We start from the raw sequence: 19,380 nt of genomic DNA on the forward strand, positions 1-19,380 counted from the left end.
CGAACGCAGCCTCGCAGGCTCGGCAGCTGCTACACCGGACCGCGCAAGCCGGTTCTACTTGGCAGCGCCTGCCGCTACAATCCTCCCCCCCTTTTCGTCTTCCCCAAGGAACCTCCATGTCCGGGCTTGAACTGTTTGCCGCCGCCCTCGGTGTGATTGCCGTCTGGTTGACGGTCAAACAGAACCCCTGGTGCTGGCCGATCGGCCTGGTCATGGTGCTGTTGTACAGCTGGATCTTTTTCGAGGTGAAGCTGTATTCGGACATGCTGCTGCAAGTCATCTACGCCGCGTTGCAGCTCTACGGCTGGTGGCAGTGGACCCGCGCCGGCGCGACGCATGACGGGCGACACGTCAGCCTGCTCGATGGCAAATCCGTCGCGCTCGGGCTGGCCGTGGGCGCGGTCGGCAGTCTGCTGCTGGGGGCCGCGATGGCTCACTGGACCGACGCCGCCCAGCCCTGGCTCGACGCCGCATTGACCGGTTTCAGCCTGGTAGCACAGTTATGGATGGCGCAAAAACGCCTGCAATGCTGGCCGCTGTGGATCGCGCTGGACGTCATCTTCGTCGGCCTGTTCATCTACAAAGAGTTGTACCTGACCGCCGCCCTCTATGGGGTATTCGCCCTGCTGGCCGTGCAAGGCTGGCGCACGTGGCGCGCCGACCCGGCGTTGCGCACATGAAGGTGCTGGTGCTCACGGGGCCCGAATCGAGCGGCAAGAGCTGGCTGGCCGCCGAACTGCAACGGCAATTCGGCGGTGTTCTGGTGGGCGAATACGTGCGCTGGTTCATTGAACAGGAGGCACGGGACACCTGCCTGGCGGATATCCCCGAGATCGCCCGCGGTCAGCTGCAATGGGAAGATGATGCCCGCGCCCTTGCGCCACCGTTGCTGATTCTCGACACGCACTTGCTGAGCAACATGCTTTGGAGCCAGACCCTGTTTAGCGATTGCCCGGCCTGGCTCGAACAAGCGCTGCTGGCCCGGCATTACGACTTGCACTTGCTGTTGTCGCCTGAACTTGTCGACTGGACCGACGATGGCCAGCGGTGTCAGCCGCAGCTGGATGAACGCCGGGCTTTTTTCAACGCGACTCAGGCGTGGCTGGAGCAGCATCGGCAACCTGTTCAAGTGATCCAGGGTGACTGGGCAGAACGCCGAGCCCAGGCGTCGCAGGCCGTCACTCTGCTGCTTGGACGATTCCGGCCGTAGCAGCTGTCGAGCTTGCGAGGCTGCGTTCGGCTGCGCAGCAGTCGTAAAACCAGAACTTGCGGTGTATCAGGCAAACCGCGCCAGCCGGATTCACGACTGCTGCGCAGCCGAACGCAGCCTCGCAAGCTCGACAGCTGCTACGGCCGCCAACACCCCAGCATTTGTTGCGATATTTTTGCAAATGCGTCCGTTTGTGAAACATACCTTTGTGCTCGAACAGCCCGTTTCAGCGCTATTCATCATTGCGTCATGATCTGTGTTAAAGCGCTGATACATCACAACGCAAGCTATGGATCCAGAGCGTTGCGCCTCCTTTTCCCTGTTATAGCCCCCGCTTTTGTCTCAAGCCTGAAACAGCTCAATCAAGGATCCATTTAACTTGATCGATAACCCCTTGAATCAAAACAACAATCAGAAAGCGGCACGGCTTTCGCTCTCTCCTTCACAACGCTGATTAGGGCCAGCGCACAACAGAAGGAATCGCCGTCGTGGGGACTTTTCATAAAGGCTTGACACGCTTGTTGCTGTTCGGATGTGCCGCCGTCTCGGTACTCAGCTTCGACGCTCAGGCTGAAGGCAATGGCGTCATCGTGCTCACTCGCGATGTACAACCCCACACCGTCGGCAGACCGCCGTTTCAGAAAGACCCCTACCCGATCACTGTCAACGCCAACCCTTCGGATCGTGTCAACACGACACTCAGCAACACCGAGTTGAGCGATGGTGAGTTCGCCAGCGTGGCCAGCGGTTCGTCCATCAGCAACAACATCAACCAGAACGGTGCCAGCGTACCCGGCAGCCTCAGTGTCATCACCAACCCCAACGGCATGCCCGGCATGAGCGCCGGTCACGGGGGCGGCAGCGGTGGCGCGATTTCGGGAACCATCAACCGCTCCATGACTTCCGGCCTCGCGCCGTTGGGCAGACTGGCGGGAGGTCAATGACATGAGTCGCTCCCCGATCCTGCTCGCCCTGCTCGTCAGTGCCAGCGTCAGTGCAAGCGCCATGGCCGACTCCAGCGTTCCGGTGGTCAACAGCGCCAGCATCCTGGATTCCGGCGCCCGGTACAACGGCAACTTCAACGTCAACCAGGCATCCGGCGATCAACAGCAACAGACCAACACCCGCGCCATCGCCATCGGCACCACCGATGCCTCAGCGACCACCCGCATCATCCAGAAACTCGACACGCCCGCCAACCCGTCGATGAACGCGACGGCCACCATCGGCGGTAACTCTTTCAGTCAAGGCAACGGTGCACTGGGTGTCAACCAGGGCGCCGGGGCCAACAACCAGATGGCCAACGCAATGCGCATCAGCATCAGTGCTGCGCCGCAAAGCGTCGACGATAGCGCCCTTTCTCAACAGAACGTGGCGTTGCTACCAGGCTCAGGGGCAACTGACGCTTCAAAAGGCAGTCGCCAGGTCGTGACAAGCGACCAGGCCTTCACCGGCAGCCGAGGAGTGATTCAGGTGAACCAGAGTGCCGGGGTGGGGAACCGAATGGCTAACACCCTGAGCATACGGGTCTCTGACTGACCCGAACGCAGTGCGATTAGAAAGTAACCAACACTTAACCAACTAATAAGCACGGAGAAACACCATGAAACCCACAATGGCTCTCAAACCTCTGGTCTTCGCCCTGGCAGCTGTCATGGCGATGGCCGCACAAGCCGGCGATAACGAACGCGGCCACGGCCACCACCATCACGGCCCCAAAGGCCCAACCTGGGAACAGCAACTGTCAATCGACTCCGCCGCCACTGCCTATGTAGGGGACACACAGGACAGCAGCGGCAACTCGGTACTCAACCAAGGCACCAAAAACACTGCCGAAGTTGACAACTCGCTCAACGGCTCCGACGGCAACATGGGCGCCAACGTGGCTGGCGGCGACGGTAACCAACAAGACAACGCCGCCGCGCTGGCTACTGCCGATGAAAGTTTCATCTTCGGCTCTGCCACTGCAACGTCCAACGCCTATCAGTACAACACCGACAACTATGTCAAAAACCGCTCCACTCAAAACAACGCCACGCTCAACAATGCAGGCAACAACGGCTCCGGCAACATAGGCATGAACGTGACTGCCGGCAACTTCAACCAACAGAAAAACAACCTGGCGATTGCCGTGTCCGGCGGACGTGTAGCGACAGCCTCGGCTGACGCTTACCAATCCACCACCGGTCTGGATGTCGACAACAAAGCTGACCGGACCCACGTCACCACCACCCTCACCGACACCACCACTTCCTCAGGCAGCTTCAAGGCCCATGGCACCGGGACTATCGAGGACAATGGTTGGGATCACAGACGCCACGACGACGACAAGTTCAAGTTCACCGCCGTGGGCACCTTCGATCTGTCTAGCGTAACCACCCATCAAGTGCTGACGCCAGACGGCTGGAAAAACCCTGTTGTGAACAACGCCTCCATGACCAACTCGATGAACGGCTTCTCCGGCAACGGCGGCGCCAACGTGTCGGCGGGTGTGGGCAACCAACAAAGCAACTCGTTGTCCATCGCTGCCGGCTGCAGGGCCTGCATGTAATCGCGATCGAAATGAAAGCCCCGGCAACGGGGCTTTCTTTCCACGGCTCCTCGAGGGCGTATCGATCATGCGTACGACAGCCTTTTTTGCACTGCTGTGCCTGTGTGGCCTTGCTCAGGCGGCACAGATGCCAGTCGCCGCCTTGCCTGGCGGTATGCTGGTTTATAAGCAGGTGCAAAGTGTGCGTGAGCGCAAGTTCAGCGACATCGTCGAACAAAAAACCGACTTCAGCTGCGGCGCCGCCGCACTGGCCACGGTGTTGCGCCAGGCTTACTGGCTCGATGTCGATGAGGAACACATCATCAAAGGCATGCTGGTCAACGCTGACCAGAACCTTGTCCGCACGCAAGGTTTCTCCATGCTGGACATGAAGCGCTACATCGAAGCAATCGGCATGCGCGCGCGTGGCTACCGGATACCGCCCGAGAAACTCGAAGCGGTGACCATTCCGGTGGTGGTGCTGATGGAAATTCGCGGCTACAAGCATTTCGTGGTGATGCAGCGGGCGGACAAGAACTGGGTCTATATCGGCGACCCGGTGCTTGGGCACAAACGCTATTCCCATGATGACTTTGTCAAAGGCTGGAACGGCATCGTCTTCGCTATCGTGGGTCCCGGTTACGACAAAACCAATGCACTGCGTAGCCCTCCTGAACCGCTGACGGCCAAGAACAAGCTGGACACATTCAACCCGGTCAAAGATGCCGAACTGATGGACTTTGGCTTCATACAGAGCGACTTCTTCTAATCGCCCACTGATGATAGAGAGGGCCGGATGCCCCGGGAGCAGCAGATGAAAACCTCATACTGGCTGGCCGCCGCTTGCCTGGCAGCAAGCGCATCAAGCTATGCCAATGCAGGATTCAAACCCATCGAACTCAAGGACCACGAGCTCGCCGAGCTACGCGGTCGTTATGTCATGCCGGGGCGGATCATCAGCTTCGGCGTTGTCATGAGCAGCACCTGGCGCAATGCCAGTGGCGACCTGATCGGGGTGACGACGGCCATGCAGATCCAGGCCTCTACCGTAAAACCCCAATTTTACGTGTCGACCATTAAAGAATCCGGTAACGGCAGTACGCCGTCATTGGGTACCGGAAATGTCATCGGTGGCGCAGGACTGACCACCGCCCAGGGTGTCATTCAAACTGTGCGCGCCGCCGGTGACGGCAATACCGCCTACAACAATGTCGCCATCAACGTCCAGGAGGCCAACCAGGCGCCGGCGCCGAGTCCCGCCCAAGGGCAGGTGCTGACAAGCGGGCAGACCATTACCGACAGCAATGCCGCCGGTAGCGTCGCAGTGGCGGCCACTGGTGGCGGCGTACAAATGGCCATCCAGGCCAGCAACAATCAAGGCACGACCATGCAAAAGGCGGCTCAGGGGGGGCTGGTGCAGAACACCCGGCTTCTGGGCAACGGCAACAGGGTCAATAACCTGACGCAACTTAATGTGGTGCTTAACAACAACGGCCGAAATGCCGGAGCAGTCAACTGCAATCTGAATCAACTCAACGCACTACGCAGCCTGGGATATTGAACTACGCTGATGTTCGATCATTGGGCTTCATGGGGGACGACTTATCATGTATCGGTCAGTACCACTGCGCGCGATCGTTTGTCTGAGCACTTTGTTCCCGTCGGCGCTGCTGCAAGCAGCGTCCGATGCGGACGTGGAAGCTTTGAAGCAGCAACTCATGGAGCTCAAACAACGGTACGAAGTACAACAAAAAGCCCTGGCGGTACTCGAACAACGGGTCCGCCAGGTGGAGGAACAACCGGCGGCGGCACCGCCTAAACGCCTGGCCAAGTCGCCAGCCGACATGAAAGGCAACCAGCAAGTGGCCACCGGGACGGGAGCGGCCGCTGCTTCAGGAGGCGCCGCAGGCAGCGGCAGTTCCTATGGGCAATCGCTGGCCGATGACTCTCAACCGGCACAGAGTGTTTCCAACCTGTATGACGAGGCCAGCGGATTCTTCGGCGGCGGCAAGTTCAGCCTCGAAACCGGGCTGACCTATTCGCGTTACGACACCCGTCAGCTGATCCTCAACGGCTTCCTCGCGCTGGACTCGATCTTCCTGGGCAACATCAACCTGGACCGGATCAAGGCCGACACCTGGACGCTGGACCTCACCGGCCGCTACAACTTCGACAATCGCTGGCAATTCGACCTGAACGTGCCGGTGGTGTACCGCGAATCGACGTATCAGTCCGGCGGCGCCAACAACGGTGCGGCGGGGGTGACCAGCGAAGAAACCGTCACCCGGGATCCGACGCTGGGCGATGTCAACTTCGGGATCGCCTACAAGTTCATGGACGAATCGATCAACACCCCGGACGCCGTGTTCACCTTGCGCGTCAAGGCACCGACCGGCAAAGACCCGTTCGGGATCAAACTGCGCCAGAGCGACGCCAATACCAACCTGTTCGTGCCTGACACCCTGCCGACCGGCAACGGCGTCTGGTCGATCAGCCCCGGTATCTCGCTGGTCAAGACCTACGATCCGGCGGTTCTGTTCGGTAGCCTTTCCTACACCCACAACTTCGAAGAATCCTTCGACGACATCAGCGCCACCGTCAATCAAAAAGTCCCGGGCAAAGTGCGGATCGGCGACAGCTTCCAGATTGGCGCGGGGATCGCATTTGCGCTGAACGAAAAAATGAGTATGTCGTTCTCGATGTCTGACCTGGTGCAACGCAAAAGCAAGCTCAAGCAGGATGGCGGGGATTGGGAGTCTGTGGTGTCCAGTGACGCCAACGCCGGTTACTTCAACGTCGGCATGACCATCGCGGCCTCCGACAACCTGACCATCGTTCCCAATCTGTCCATCGGCATCACGGACGATGCCCCGGACTTTTCCTTCAGCCTGAAATTCCCGTACTACTTCTGACCGCTTCACCCCAATGGAAAAGGCCCGCTGCGATGGATGTCGCAGCAGGCCTTTTCGTTTACCCGCCCTAGCGGATCTGGTGCTTGTGCAGCAATCGGTAAAAAGTCGGCCGCGACACGCCCAGGACTCGGGCGGCAACACTCAGGTTGTCGCTGTGCCGGTTCAACACATCGCACAGCGCCTGGCGTTCGGCGCGGGTCTTGTAGTCTTCAAGGGTACCCATCGGCGTGGCGAAGGCGTGCTGACTGAGCAGCCCCAGGTCTCGCGCCTCGATCTGCCGTCCTTCGGCCAATACCAGCCCACGGCGTACCCGGTTGGCCAGCTCGCGGACATTGCCCGGCCAGTCGTGCTTGCCCATGGCAACCAACGCATCTTCGCTGAAGCTGCGGGGACGACGGCCGGTTTCGCTGCTGTAGAAATGGGAAAAGTGGTTGGCCAGCATCAATAGATCACCATGGCGCTCACGCAGCGGCACGGTGACCACTTGCAGGACGTTCAAGCGGTAGTACAAATCTTCGCGAAAGCGTTTGTTCTCGATGGCCTCTTCAAGGTCGACGTGTGTCGCCGCCAATACCCGCACATCTACCGGGATAGGCTGATGGCCGCCTACCCGCTCGATGTGTTTTTCCTGCAGGAAGCGCAGCAGATTGGCTTGCAGCTCCAGGGGGAGATCGCCTATTTCATCGAGAAACAGGGTTCCGCCGTTTGCCGCTTCTATCCGCCCGACCTTGCGCTGATGGGCGCCGGTAAAGGCCCCCTTCTCGTGACCAAACAATTCGGACTGGATCAAGTGTTCGGGAATCGCGCCACAGTTGATCGCCACGAATGGCTTGCTGTGGCGCTGGGATTGTTGATGCAGGGTGCGAGCGACCAATTCTTTACCGGTGCCGCTTTCGCCGCGGATCAGCACCGGCGATTCGGTGGGCGCCAGTTTGCTCAGTAATTTGCGTAGTTCGCGAATCGGTTTGCTGTCGCCGAGCAGTTCGTGTTCAGGCTGATCGATATGAACCGTGCCCTGCCCGCGCAGGCGCGCCATGCCGAACGCTCGGCCCAGAGTGACCTGAACCCGTGAAACATCGAACGGCAAGGTATGGAAGTCAAAAAACCATTCGCAGACGAAATCCCCGACATTCTGCATTCGCAGGACATCCTGATCGAGCACGGCGATCCACTCGGTACCGCTACGGGTGATCAGTTCCTTGACGGCTTCCGGACGTTCCAGATGAAATGGCTGCAAGCGCAACAGGCCGACGTCGCAGGTTCGTTCCGCGGCGTTTTCCAGGGTACAGCTGTCGACATCCCAACCCACAGCGCGTAAACCCGGCAGCAAACGGTGGCAGTCGTCGCAAGGATCCACTACTAAAAGACGTCGTAAAGCAGGCGCTTCGATCATGACTGTTCCTTGGCGCCAAATTTTAGGAAATATTATTAAAAACAGTCATTTGGCGGGCTTCGGTGTAACACTAGCAAAATATTGACGCTGGCTTGTATCGATTGCTTATAGGGACGTTGGCTTATTAGTTATAAAAAATCACTTAATGAGTTGCCTAACGAATTGAACCTTTCACTCAGCTTTCAGCAACTGCCTGAATCGCCGGCGAATCAAAGAAAGTTGAAATTTCTTTTGAATGTGTGTGACCCAACCCCCGGTTGCGGACATCAGTACAAGTAACCAGCCGAACGGTAAGCCCAACCGACGGCACATCACTTGATTGGGCACACAGAGAGAAGACCCCATGAACGCCCCGCTCCGTATCAACGAAGCTCTTTTGATTGCCGACCGCGCATTCCAACCCTTTCAATGCGTGGCCTGGGCCCCACAAGACGGTAATGGCGAGCTCAGCCTGGCCATCATTGATCGCACTAACACTCGCATCAGCCGCAAACAAATTCCGAGCAGTGCCTATTCCGATCCGGAGCAACTTGCACACTTGCTGGAACAAGCCCGCGCCGAGTTGAGCGAGGAAGGTTACACACTGCAATCGTGGTCCATGCCGCATTAATCTTTTTCGCGGATTACCGCCCGGTAATCCGCGTCCCTTCGTCTCCTTAGTTGACGGTTTTCTACGATCAGCTGTACGACACAATTCCCGTTTTTAACTTCTAATCCGCCAGATTACTTGGCAGGCTTGTCACTGGTTCGAAAAGACACTGTTCTGGCACAAAACGACGCTCCTCCCGAGCGTAATGGCAGTTGCACATCATCGCATTCAGGGATTGAATGTTCTGCTCAGACAGTCAACCTCCGGGCACCCGGACAAGGACGACTGGCAAGGAGATGCGCGCATGTCACTCCAGACTGCTTTTGCCATGCCGGCAACGGTGAAAGATGCCGGGCAACTCGATAGCCATTTCGCCGGCAACGGCAAGACTCAAGTGTATTTCGCCGGCAGCACCTCCAGCAGGGTCAATGGTGTGGCGATTGACCACACTGGCCGAATACTGGTGGCAGCCAAGGTCGGCACGCCAGGTGGCAGCCGCTTTGGCCTGGCCCGCCTGCTTGAGGACGGTTCGGCGGATCTGGCCTTCGGCAAACAAGGCAGCATCATCGGGCAATTCGCCCACGGCTACGAGGCCATGGCGGGCACGGTGCGGGTGCTGGCCGACGGGAACATTCTGGTGGCCGGCCTGCACTACGAAAATGCTCATCGCACGCTGCCCGCCCTGGCGATGTTTGATCAACGAGGCTGCCCGATACAGGGTTTTGGTGAGCATGGCCGTTGCGTGGTGCGCCTGCCGGGGAATCTTTCCCAAGGCGCTCGCGACGTCTGGTTACCACCCGGCGTGCCGGGCACCGAGGCCTGTGATATCTGCGTGCAGGACGACGGTCCAATCCTGCTGCTGGCCAATCATCACTTTGAACGCGCCGATCACGTCGGCATGCTGATACGGCTCAATGCCGACGGCTCGCTGGACAGCACCTTCAACGGTCGTGGTTTTGTCATGGTCCGGCACTTATTGATGAACACCTGGCTTAACAGCTTGATGGTGCAATATGACGGCCGAATCCTGGTAGGCGGATCGATCAACTTCCCCGAGGAAGGTTTGCTGGCGCGTTATCACACCGATGGCCAGCTGGATGACGGCTTCGCCGTGGATGGGTTCATGACCTTCAAGGCCTGGGGTCACAGTGCCCAGGTCTGCCAGGTCGTCCAGCACGAAAATGGTGATTTGCATTGTTTTGGCAGCAGTCGCGACCCGACGCACTGCCTCGCCCTGAACGTTCACAGCAATGGCCGGCCTGACACTCATTACAATGGCGGCCAGCCACAACTGTTGGAGATCGGCCACAGCGGCTGCCAGTGGACCGCCGCCCTGGTACAACCGGACGACCGCGTGCTGACTGTCGGAGCGACGGTCGGCGGGGTCGATGGCGATTTCATTCTCGCCCGGTACTTACCCAACGGAGCGCTGGATCGCAGCTTCGCCAATGGCCAGGGCTGGGTCCGCACACGCCTGAGTCGAGGCCCGGACACCGCCACTTCATTGGCCGTGCAGGCCGACGGTTGCATCGTCGTCGGCGGCTATTCACTGGATGGCAACTACCGAGCTGTCGTCGCCCGTTATCAACCCTAGTTTCCTGCACTTGATCTTCCCTTCCGCTTACGGCAAGTTGCGCGCTTCTTAATACAAGGAGTAGCCGATGTCCGGCTCATTGGCCCAGGCCTTCGCACACAATTTTCTTGGGCATTCACCCCGCTGGTACAAAGCAAGCATTATCGGGTTCCTGATTCTCAACGCCCTGGTGTTATGGACGATCGGCCCGGTGGCGGCTGGCTGGCTGTTGGTGCTGGAGTTCATCTTCACCCTGGCCATGGCGCTCAAGTGTTACCCGCTGATGCCCGGCGGCTTGCTGCTGATCGAAGCACTGCTGCTGAAAATGACCACGCCCCAGGCGCTCTATGACGAACTGGTGCACAACTTCCCGGTGATCCTGCTGCTGATGTTCATGGTGGCGGGCATCTACTTCATGAAAGACCTGCTGCTGTTTCTGTTCTCGCGCCTGCTGCTGGGGGTTCGCTCCAAGGCGCTGCTGGCGTTGATGTTCTGTTTCCTGTCAGCGTTTCTCTCGGCGTTTCTCGATGCATTGACCGTGACCGCGGTAATCATCAGCGCGGCCGTGGGGTTTTATTCGGTGTATCACCGCGTCGCCTCGGGCAACGATCCGCGTCAGGACAGCGAGTTCAGCGATGACCGGCAGTTGCCGACATTGCACCATGCCGACCTCGAACAATTCCGCGCCTTCCTGCGCAGCCTGCTGATGCACGGCGCGGTCGGCACAGCGTTGGGTGGTGTTTGCACGCTGGTCGGCGAGCCGCAAAACCTGCTGATCGGCCATGAGATGGGCTGGCACTTCGCCGAGTTCTTTCTGAAGATCGCCCCGGTGTCGTTGCCGGTGCTGGCAGCGGGCCTGGTGACCTGCGTACTGCTGGAGAAACTGCGCTGGTTCGGTTATGGCACGCTGCTGCCGGACAACGTGCGTACGGTGCTGGCCAACTACGCCGCTGAAGACAACGCCGAGCGTACTTCGCGTCAGCGCGCCGCGTTGCTGGTTCAAGGGGCGGCGGCGCTGATTCTGATTGCCGGGCTGGCGTTTCACATCGCCGAAGTCGGCCTGATCGGCTTGATGGTGATTGTGCTGATCACCGCGTTCACCGGCATCACCGACGAGCACCGCCTCGGCACCGCCTTCAAGGACGCCATGCCGTTCACCTCGCTGCTGGTGGTGTTTTTCGCAGTGGTGGCGGTGATTCACGATCAGCAACTGTTCGCGCCGCTGATCCAGTGGGTGTTAACGCTGCCGGCGGATCAACAGCCGGGCATGCTGTTTATTGCCAATGGCTTGCTGTCGGCCATCAGCGACAACGTGTTCGTGGCGACCATTTACATCACCGAAGTGAAACAGGCATTCATCTCCGGCCACATGAGCCGCGAGCACTTTGAAACCCTGGCGATTGCGATCAACACCGGGACCAACCTGCCGAGCGTGGCGACGCCCAATGGCCAGGCAGCGTTCCTGTTCCTGCTGACCTCGGCGATTGCACCGTTGATTCGTCTGTCGTACGGGCGAATGGTGTGGATGGCGCTGCCTTACACCGTAGTGATGGGGGTTCTTGGCTGGTACGCCGTAAGCTACTGGCTGTAGCACCGCAATACTCAAGGTTGTGTATTCAGCGTTTGAGGATGTATTGCTCGATCGCCTGGGCCGCGCCGTCTTCGGTGTTGGCCCCGGTCACCACGTCGGCCTGACGCTTCACCGCCTCTTCCGCCTGCCCCATGGCGATCGACAACCCGGCACGATGAAACATCGCCGGGTCATTGCCGCCGTCGCCCATGGCGGCGGTCTGTTCCAGCGACACGCCAAGAAACCCGGCCAGTGTCGCCAGTGCTGCGCCCTTGTTGGCCTGCATCGCGGTCACGTCCAGATAGACCGGTTGCGAACGCGACACCTGCGCCTGGCCTTCGACCTTGGCCAGCAACCGCGCTTCCAGCTCGATCAATAGTTCGGTGTTGTTGCTGGCGGCGACGATCTTGTCGATGCGTGCCAAGTAAGGCTCAAAACTCTCGACCACCACCGGCGGATAACCCAGGCCGTGCTGCTCTCGCGGGACCATCGGGCCGTTCGAATCCTTCAACAGCCAGTCGCCACCGCTGAACACCCAGACTTCAATGTCCGGCCGGTCGGCAAACAGCGTCAGCGCCGTCAGCGCTGTGGTTGCCGGCAAATAGTGCGCAACCAGCAAACTGCCGTCCGGGTTGACGATGGTGCCGCCATTGAATGCCGCCGTTGGCAAATCAACGCCCAGGGCTTCGATCTGCTGCAACATGGCTTTGGGCGGACGCCCGGTGGCCAGGCTGAACAGCACACCGGCTTCGCGCAAGGCGCGGACGGCCTCGATGGTGCGCTGGCTGAGGCTGTGATCGGGCAGCAACAACGTGCCGTCCATGTCACTGAGCAGAAAGCGGATGGGTTGTTGCGTGACGTCACTCATCCGAGGCTGTGCCAGACGCGACCGTCGCGGGTCAGCAGCTCGTCAGCGGTCTTGGGTCCGTCTTCGCCAGCCGCATAGCTCTCCACGGTTGCGTCCTGCTGCCAGGCGTCGAGGAACGGCTGCACGGCGCGCCAACCGTTCTCGATGTTGTCGGCACGCTGGAACAGTGTCTGATCGCCGGTCAGGCAATCGTAGATCAAGGTTTCGTAGCCGGTGGACGGCTGCATTTCAAAGAAATCCTTGTAGGCAAAGCCCAGCTCGATATTGGCCATGTTCAATGCCGGCCCCGGCCGTTTGGCCAGCAGGTCGAACCACATGCCTTCGTTGGGCTGGATCTGGATCCGCAGGTAGGTCGGCTGCAATTCTTCGACCTCGGTATCGCGGAACTGCGCATACGGCGCCGGTTTGAAGCAAATGACGATCTCGGTGTCGCGCACACTCATGCGCTTGCCGGTACGCAGGTAGAACGGCACGCCGACCCAGCGCCAGTTGTCGATCATCACTTTGAGCGCGACATAGGTTTCGGTGGTGCTGTCGGGCGCGACGTTGGTTTCCTGGCGATAACCGGGCAGCGGATTGCTATCGATCTCGCCGGCGGCGTATTGGCCGCGCACCGAGTTGGCTCGCGCTTCCTCGGTCGACCAGGGGCGAATCGCGCCGATCACTTTGGCCTTCTCGCCGCGTACCGCGTCGGCGCCAAAAGCAGCCGGTGGTTCCATGGCCACCATCGCCAACAATTGGAACAGGTGATTGGGCACCATGTCCCGCAGGGCGCCGGTGACCTCATAAAAACTGCCACGGGTTTCCACGCCGACGGTTTCGGCGGCGGTGATTTGTACGTGGTCGATGTAATGGTTGTTCCAGAAGGCTTCGAACAGACTGTTGGAGAACCGGCTGACCAGAATGTTCTGCACGGTTTCCTTGCCCAGATAGTGATCGATCCGGTAGATCTGCTTTTCCGTCATCACTTTGAGCAAGCACGCGTTCAAGGCTTCGGCGGTGTACAGATCCGAGCCGAAAGGCTTTTCGATCACCACCCTTCTGAACGCTTCGGGGGTTTCTTGCAACAATCCTGCAGCGCCGAGACGCCGCACCACTTCGCTGAAGAAGCGCGGTGCGGTGGCCAGGTAGAAAACTGCGTTGCCGGTGCCGCTGGCGGTGATTTTCTCCGCCAGCGCTTGATAGGTGCGTTCGTCCAGGAAGTCGCCCTGGACGTAGCTGATGTGTTTGGCCAGTTTGGCCCACAACGCCGGATCAAGGGCGTGATCGCCCTTGCCGACCTTGGCCGCCACTTCCGCCCGAATGAAATCTTCGAGTTTTTTGGCGAAGGCCTCGTCGCTGATGGCGTTGTGATCAACGCCGATGATCCGCAGTCCATTCCCCAGCAAACCGTCACGACTCAGGTTGTACAGCGCCGGCATCAGCAGGCGCTTGACCAGATCACCATGGGCGCCGAACAGAAACAGCGTGGTGGGCGGCGCGGGTTCTGCCTTGGATTTCCTGCGGATCACATGGGTCATTTTTTCGCAGTCTCCACATGGCCGCCGAAGCCGAAGCGCTGGGCCGAGAGAATCTTGTCGCCAAAGGTGCCTTGCCCGCGCGAACGGTAGCGGGAGAACAGTGAGTTCGACAGCACCGGTACGGGCACCGATTGCTCCATGGCGGCTTCGATGGTCCAGCGACCTTCACCGCTGTCAGCCACCGATCCCGAGTAACCCTCAAGTTTCGGGTCGCTGGCCAGGGCATCGGCAGTCAGGTCGAGCAACCAGGACGAGACCACGCTGCCACGACGCCAGACTTCGGCGATATCGGCCACGTTCAGGTCGAAACGCTGATCTTCTGGCAGGCTTTCGCTGGACTTGGTCTTGAGAATGTCGAAGCCTTCGGCGAAGGCCTGCATCATTCCGTATTCGATGCCGTTATGGATCATCTTGACGAAGTGGCCGGCGCCGGCAGGGCCTGCGTGGATGTAACCGCGCTCGGCGCGATCGTCATCGGACTTGCGATCCTTGGTGCGCGGGATGTCGCCCAGGCCCGGGGCCAAGGACTCGAACAACGGGTCGAGACGCTTAACCGTCTCGGCATCGCCGCCGATCATCATGCAGTAGCCACGTTCCAGGCCCCAGACGCCGCCGGAGGTGCCGACGTCGATGTAATGCAGGCCTTTTTCCGACAGGGTCTTGGCCCGGCGGATGTCGTCCTTATAGAAGGTGTTGCCGCCATCGATGATGGTATCGCCCGCTTCAAGCAAGGTGCTCAGGGCGTCGATGGTGTCTTCGGTCGGTGCGCCAGCGGGCAGCATGACCCACACCGCGCGTGGCTTGGCCAGGCCAGCGACCAGCGCCGGCAAGTCGGCAACACCGGTGGCGCCTTCTTCGGCCAGGGTGTCGACAAAGGCGGTATTGCGGTCGTAAACAACGGTGGTGTGCCCGTTGAGCATCAGGCGCCGCGCAATATTACCGCCCATGCGGCCCAGTCCAATAATCCCGAGTTGCATGTACTGATGCTCCCTACTACAAATAAAGTGTGTCTAAGGTTATAGCCCAACGCGACTAGTGAAGGTTAGTCCAGAGCGGCGGGATGAAGTTTCCGGGCATTGTGCCCGATCCAGACTGATAACGTCTGGAATCGTGCCGAAGACACAACGACAATTAAAAATAAAAAAGTTCCCTTCATGGGCAAAAGAAATCAAAATCGGCGCCGATAGTAAGTGAGCACCCGGTCTCGGGAGCCGACTTACAGTTGATACCGCCATTTGCGAGGTGAGCAATGGGCACCGTACACACAGCACTGCCAGCACAAACCCTTTACGTCACGATCCGTCGCGATGAACTGCGCCAGCTGAAAGACGAGCGCGATCAGTTGAAACGAGAAGTTGCGCAGTTGCGCCTGCTGGCCCAAGGCAATCAGGCTCAGCCCTTGCCCGTCACCCTACGTGCTCCCCACGCCTGATCTCCTCGCTTGAGTCGGAAGCAGCCCCACCGCTGTTTCTGACTCGCTGCAATCCTGTCCGCTGCGACAACTCACAAAGTTTTCACACTTGCGTGGCGATACTCCGGCCCTTTGTGGCTGCTTGCTTTGCGAGCGGCATCCGTTCGTCTGTGACAAGGAGAGTGCCGACGGCCGATCATCAGGCTGGAGTGTTGAATGGCTTTGCTTAAACGCAGCAAAACGTCTGCGAAGGGTTTCGATTGGGCAGGATTTCTCTGGCTGTTTCTGTTCTTCTGGTATTTTTCCGGCATCACCCAACTACTGATTCAACTGACGGGCACCTCCGGTTTTAGCGGGTTCCGCCAGGCCTTTGTGATGAGCGCCGTCTGGCTCGCGCCAATGCTGTTATTTCCCAAACAAACCCGTGTGATGTCCGCGCTGATCGGCGTGGTGCTGTGGGCCTGTTCGATGGCCAGCCTGGGTTATTTTTTCATCTATCAGCAAGAATTCTCCCAGAGCGTCATCTTCATCATGTTCGAATCGAACGTGTCTGAAGCCGGCGAGTACATGACGCAGTATTTTGCCTGGTGGATGCTGCTGGCGTTCCTCGCCCACACCGCGTTCGCATATTTCCTTTGGACCCGCGTGCGCCCGGTGTACCTGCCACGCGCCCAGGCGCTGATTGCCGCGACGGCGATTCTGCTGGCCGTGATCGGTTACCCGCTGATCAAGCAGACCGCGCACACCGGCAGCCTGGCGGACGGCTTCGAGAAATTCGAAACCCGCATCGAGCCCGCGGTGCCGTGGCAGATGGCCGTGGCCTATCACCGTTACCTCGGTACCCTGGCCGGCATGCAAGACATGCTCGACAGCGCCAGCAAGATCCCGCCGCTGAAGAACTTCACCGATTCGATGGCCAATCAGCCGGCGACCCTGGTGCTGGTGATCGGTGAGTCCACCAACCGTCAGCGCATGAGCCTGTACGGCTACCCGCGGGAAACCACTCCAGAGCTGGACAAGCTCAAGGACCAACTGGCGGTTTTCGATAACGTCATTACCCCACGCCCCTACACCATTGAAGCGCTGCAGCAGGTGCTGACGTTCGCCGACGAAGAAAACCCGGACCTCTACCTGACGACGCCGTCATTGGTCAGCATGATGAAACAGGCGGGTTACAAAACCTTCTGGATCACCAACCAGCAGACCATGACCAAGCGCAACACCATGCTCACGACCTTCTCCGAACAGGCCGACGAGCAGGTGTACCTGAACAACAACCGTAACCAGAACGCTGCCCAGTACGATGGCGATGTGATCGAGCCGTTCAACAAGGCGCTGGCCGATGCGGCGCCACGCAAGCTGATCGTCGTGCATTTGCTCGGCACGCACATGAGCTACCAGTACCGTTACCCGCCGACGTTCAACAAGTTCACCGACCGCAAAGGCGTGCCGGACGGTGTGCGTGACGATCAGGTGCCGACGTACAACAGCTATGACAACGCGGTGCTGTACAACGACTTCGTGGTCTCGAGCCTGATCAAGGACTACGCCAAGACCGATCCGAACGGCTTCCTGCTGTACCTCTCCGACCACGGCGAAGACGTGTTCGACTCCGCTGGCCACAACACCCTGGGCCGCAACGAGAACAAGCCGACCGCGCCGATGTACACCATTCCATTCATGGCCTGGGCTTCGCCGAAATGGCGCGAAAGCCATGACTGGAGTTTTGCCGCTGATCTGGGTCGGCCGTACAGCAGCTCCCAGTTGATTCACACCTGGGCGGATCTGGCTGGCCTGAGTTTCGATGAACTGGACCGCAGTAAAAGCCTGGTCAGCGACAGCTTCAAGCCTCGGCCATTGATGATCGGCAACCCTTACGAGCGTGAGCAGCGGCCATTGATCGACTTCAGCCTGATGAAGCCCAAGGTTGCGCCTGTCGCAGCGGCGGTTGTACAGCAGTAGTTTTGAGGGGCCCGCGACCTGCTACAAATGACTTAAGGGCGTCCTGATGGGCGCCCTTTTTTATGGCTCGGCAGGCTAAAGCGCTTTGGTCCAGAACAGCATCCGGCCGTGCGCCGGGTTGAACATGCCGGGTGAAAAACCGAATTTTCCATAAGACGCCTGGGCCACTGGATTGCCTTCCAGCACTTCCAGGGTGATCTTGCAGCAGCCGCGCTGGCGTGCGATGTCCTCGACTTTGTGCAGCATCTTCTGGCTCAGCCCCAACCCGCGAAACTTCGACACCACGACCACATCATGCACGTTGACCAATGGCCGACAGGCAAAGGTCGAAAAACCTTCGAAGCAATTGACCAGCCCTGCCGGCTCGCCACCGACAAACGCCAATACACTGAAAGCATGGGGCCGCTTGGCCAGTTCCCCCGGCAGTTGTTGCAATACATGGGTGGGCAACGACTGACCGCCACCCATCGGGTCTTCGGCGTAGTGGTTCAATACCAGACAAATCGCCTCGGCATGTGTCGGGTTGCTGTAACTGGCCTGAAGCACAAGAATTTCTGCGGATTCCATTTCCACCCTCGATCACACATGAAGTTGCCCCAGTTCGCTTCTTGCGCACTGAAAGGTCCTGCGACCTTATCGCGAGCGCCGCGGTGCCGACAACCGTATCCTCTCGCCCCGTTACACCTTCTCCCGGACATCAAGCCTCGGCAAAACGCTTTAGCTGCATCTCCTGCAAACGGCTGAGGGTGCGGCGAAACGGGAACTCCAGATAGCCCTCGGTGTACAACGCCTCCATCGGCACCTGCGCTTCGAGGTACAGCGGCACCTTGCGGTCGTAGCATTCGTCCACCAGCGCAATGAACCGCCGCACACCGTCGTCATGCACCGACAACTGCGGTAACTCGCGATCCCCCGCCGCCACCCGCTCGACACCGTCTTCAGTGCCGCGGGCGATGCGCCCTTCGCGCTTTTGCGCGCTGAGATTGGGCACGTCACTCAACAGAATAGCGCTGAAGGTATCGCACAGGGCCATGAAGTCCATGGCGGCAAAAGGCTGCTCGCAGACCTCGGCGTAACGGCACCAGAGCACGGTTCGACTGGCCTGCATGACATTGACCGAACGGTAGCCGATCTGCACCGGAGCGCTGGACAGCGACTGGCCGACGGTCAAGGCCTTGAACACGTCGCCGAGGGCACCGGGCTGACCCGGAACGTTCACCCAGTAACGCTGCAGGCCGGCGCCAGGGTGCAGGCGATGATCTTCCCCGCCATCCACCGCAATCACCTGCATGTGCTGCTTGATCGCGGTAATCGCCGGCACGAACCGGTCGCGGTTGAAGCCATCGGCGTACAGCTGATCCGGCGGTTGGTTGGAGGTGCAGACCACCACCACGCCCTGCTCGAACATCACCTGAAACAAACGCCCGAGAATGATCGCGTCACCGATGTCGTTGACGAACAGTTCATCGAAACACAGCACCCGCACTTCCTGGCTCAGCTCGCGGGCCAGGGCCTTCAGCGGGTCGGCAGTGCCGGTCAATTGGAAGGAGCGCTGATGCACCCAGCCCATGAAGTGGTGAAAGTGCTGCCGCCGGGCCGGGACGCGCAGGTTTTGATAGAACTGATCCATCAACCAGGTCTTGCCCCGCCCAACCGGCCCCCAGAGGTACACGCCAGTGATGGACGCGCGGCCTTCCTGCAAGGCTTCGTGGCATTTTTGCAGCGCCCACACGGCATGTTCCTGGGCTTCGTCCTGGACGAAACCCTTCTGTTCGATGGCGTGTTGCCAGGCGCTTAAGGGAGAGTCGACATTCATGCGCGGCAGTATACGTCTCTATAGCG

19 protein-coding genes are annotated in these 19,380 nt (G+C 59.4%); 13 read left to right on the plus strand and 6 right to left on the minus strand.

All coding sequences use genetic code 11. The features are described from left to right. Nucleotides 1-116 precede the first annotated feature (116 nt). The 8 genes from pnuC to PMI21_RS15680 all read left to right on the plus strand — a co-directional run bounded on the left by pnuC (nucleotide 117) and on the right by PMI21_RS15680 (nucleotide 6,652). Nucleotides 117-680 (plus strand): nicotinamide riboside transporter PnuC, encoded by a 564-nt coding sequence (gene pnuC, locus PMI21_RS15715; RefSeq protein ID WP_007937788.1) that lies wholly within the window; start codon nucleotides 117-119, stop codon nucleotides 678-680. Then, nucleotides 677-1,210, plus strand: coding sequence for an AAA family ATPase (locus PMI21_RS15710; protein WP_007937789.1), 534 nt, complete (start codon nucleotides 677-679; stop codon nucleotides 1,208-1,210). Before pnuC ends, PMI21_RS15710 begins: the two co-directional genes overlap by 4 nt. 488 nt (nucleotides 1,211-1,698) lie before the next feature. Then, nucleotides 1,699-2,154 (plus strand): hypothetical protein, encoded by a 456-nt coding sequence (locus PMI21_RS15705; protein ID WP_007937791.1) that lies wholly within the window; start codon nucleotides 1,699-1,701, stop codon nucleotides 2,152-2,154. A gap of 1 nt (nucleotide 2,155) precedes the next feature. Next, nucleotides 2,156-2,749 (plus strand): hypothetical protein, encoded by a 594-nt coding sequence (locus PMI21_RS15700; protein ID WP_007937793.1) that lies wholly within the window; start codon nucleotides 2,156-2,158, stop codon nucleotides 2,747-2,749. A 64-nt stretch (nucleotides 2,750-2,813) separates the two neighbouring features. After that, nucleotides 2,814-3,761, plus strand: coding sequence for a hypothetical protein (locus PMI21_RS15695; protein ID WP_007937794.1), 948 nt, complete (start codon nucleotides 2,814-2,816; stop codon nucleotides 3,759-3,761). Between the two features lie 67 nt (nucleotides 3,762-3,828). Next, a complete protein-coding gene (locus PMI21_RS15690) occupies nucleotides 3,829-4,509 on the plus strand; it encodes a C39 family peptidase (RefSeq protein ID WP_007937799.1) in 681 nt (226 codons plus the stop codon). A 45-nt stretch (nucleotides 4,510-4,554) separates the two neighbouring features. After that, nucleotides 4,555-5,301 carry a hypothetical protein gene (locus tag PMI21_RS15685; RefSeq protein ID WP_033063978.1) on the plus strand — a complete coding sequence of 249 codons (747 nt, stop codon included), beginning with the start codon at nucleotides 4,555-4,557 and terminating at the stop codon, nucleotides 5,299-5,301. A gap of 46 nt (nucleotides 5,302-5,347) precedes the next feature. Continuing rightward, a complete protein-coding gene (locus PMI21_RS15680) occupies nucleotides 5,348-6,652 on the plus strand; it encodes a hypothetical protein (protein WP_007937801.1) in 1,305 nt (434 codons plus the stop codon). 67 nt (nucleotides 6,653-6,719) lie between these two features. On the opposite strand, the gene PMI21_RS15675 is transcribed toward PMI21_RS15680, so the two are convergent. Continuing rightward, nucleotides 6,720-8,045: a sigma-54 dependent transcriptional regulator gene (locus PMI21_RS15675; protein ID WP_007937802.1), complete on the minus strand. Its 1,326-nt coding sequence runs from the start codon at nucleotides 8,043-8,045 to the stop codon at nucleotides 6,720-6,722. A gap of 343 nt (nucleotides 8,046-8,388) precedes the next feature. On the opposite strand from PMI21_RS15675, the gene PMI21_RS15670 reads away from it, so the two are divergent. The 3 genes from PMI21_RS15670 (at nucleotide 8,389) to nhaB (ending at nucleotide 11,798) form a co-directional block, all read left to right on the plus strand. Then, nucleotides 8,389-8,655: a hypothetical protein gene (locus PMI21_RS15670; RefSeq protein WP_007937803.1), complete on the plus strand. Its 267-nt coding sequence runs from the start codon at nucleotides 8,389-8,391 to the stop codon at nucleotides 8,653-8,655. Between the two features lie 283 nt (nucleotides 8,656-8,938). After that, on the plus strand, nucleotides 8,939-10,228 hold the full coding sequence (locus PMI21_RS15665; RefSeq protein WP_007937804.1) for a hypothetical protein: 1,290 nt from the start codon (nucleotides 8,939-8,941) through the stop codon (nucleotides 10,226-10,228). Between the two features lie 67 nt (nucleotides 10,229-10,295). Further along, complete coding sequence (gene nhaB / locus PMI21_RS15660; protein ID WP_007937805.1) at nucleotides 10,296-11,798, plus strand: sodium/proton antiporter NhaB; 1,503 nt, start codon at nucleotides 10,296-10,298, stop codon at nucleotides 11,796-11,798. Between the two features lie 25 nt (nucleotides 11,799-11,823). On the opposite strand, the gene PMI21_RS15655 is transcribed toward nhaB, so the two are convergent. From PMI21_RS15655 to gnd, 3 genes are read right to left on the minus strand one after another with little or no spacing between them, the layout of a single operon-like run. Next, nucleotides 11,824-12,645, minus strand: coding sequence for a Cof-type HAD-IIB family hydrolase (locus PMI21_RS15655; RefSeq protein ID WP_007937806.1), 822 nt, complete (start codon nucleotides 12,643-12,645; stop codon nucleotides 11,824-11,826). Further along, entirely contained in the window at nucleotides 12,642-14,165 is a 1,524-nt protein-coding gene (gene zwf / locus PMI21_RS15650) for a glucose-6-phosphate dehydrogenase (RefSeq protein ID WP_007937807.1), read from the minus strand. The genes PMI21_RS15655 and zwf overlap by 4 nt, the downstream gene beginning before the upstream one ends. Beyond that, a complete protein-coding gene (gene gnd, locus PMI21_RS15645; protein ID WP_007937809.1) occupies nucleotides 14,162-15,142 on the minus strand; it encodes a phosphogluconate dehydrogenase (NAD(+)-dependent, decarboxylating) in 981 nt (326 codons plus the stop codon). The genes zwf and gnd overlap by 4 nt, the downstream gene beginning before the upstream one ends. Nucleotides 15,143-15,414: 272 nt before the next feature. Here gnd and PMI21_RS15640 point away from each other — a divergent pair, with 272 nt between their 5' ends. Together PMI21_RS15640 and PMI21_RS15635 are read left to right on the plus strand one after the other, a co-directional pair. Beyond that, the gene (locus PMI21_RS15640; RefSeq protein WP_007937811.1) at nucleotides 15,415-15,597 is read left to right on the plus strand and encodes a DUF6026 family protein; all 183 of its coding nucleotides are present in this window, start codon (nucleotides 15,415-15,417) and stop codon (nucleotides 15,595-15,597) included. 195 nt (nucleotides 15,598-15,792) lie between these two features. Further along, nucleotides 15,793-17,538, plus strand: coding sequence for a phosphoethanolamine transferase CptA (locus PMI21_RS15635; protein WP_007937813.1), 1,746 nt, complete (start codon nucleotides 15,793-15,795; stop codon nucleotides 17,536-17,538). Between the two features lie 75 nt (nucleotides 17,539-17,613). On the opposite strand, the gene PMI21_RS15630 is transcribed toward PMI21_RS15635, so the two are convergent. Further along, a complete protein-coding gene (locus PMI21_RS15630; RefSeq protein ID WP_007937815.1) occupies nucleotides 17,614-18,105 on the minus strand; it encodes a GNAT family N-acetyltransferase in 492 nt (163 codons plus the stop codon). A 130-nt stretch (nucleotides 18,106-18,235) separates the two neighbouring features. Beyond that, on the minus strand, nucleotides 18,236-19,354 hold the full coding sequence (zapE, locus tag PMI21_RS15625; protein WP_007937817.1) for a cell division protein ZapE: 1,119 nt from the start codon (nucleotides 19,352-19,354) through the stop codon (nucleotides 18,236-18,238). Between the last annotated feature and the right edge of the window lie 26 nt (nucleotides 19,355-19,380).

Source organism: Pseudomonas sp. GM18 (assembly GCF_000282195.1).
Classification (GTDB): domain Bacteria; phylum Pseudomonadota; class Gammaproteobacteria; order Pseudomonadales; family Pseudomonadaceae; genus Aquipseudomonas.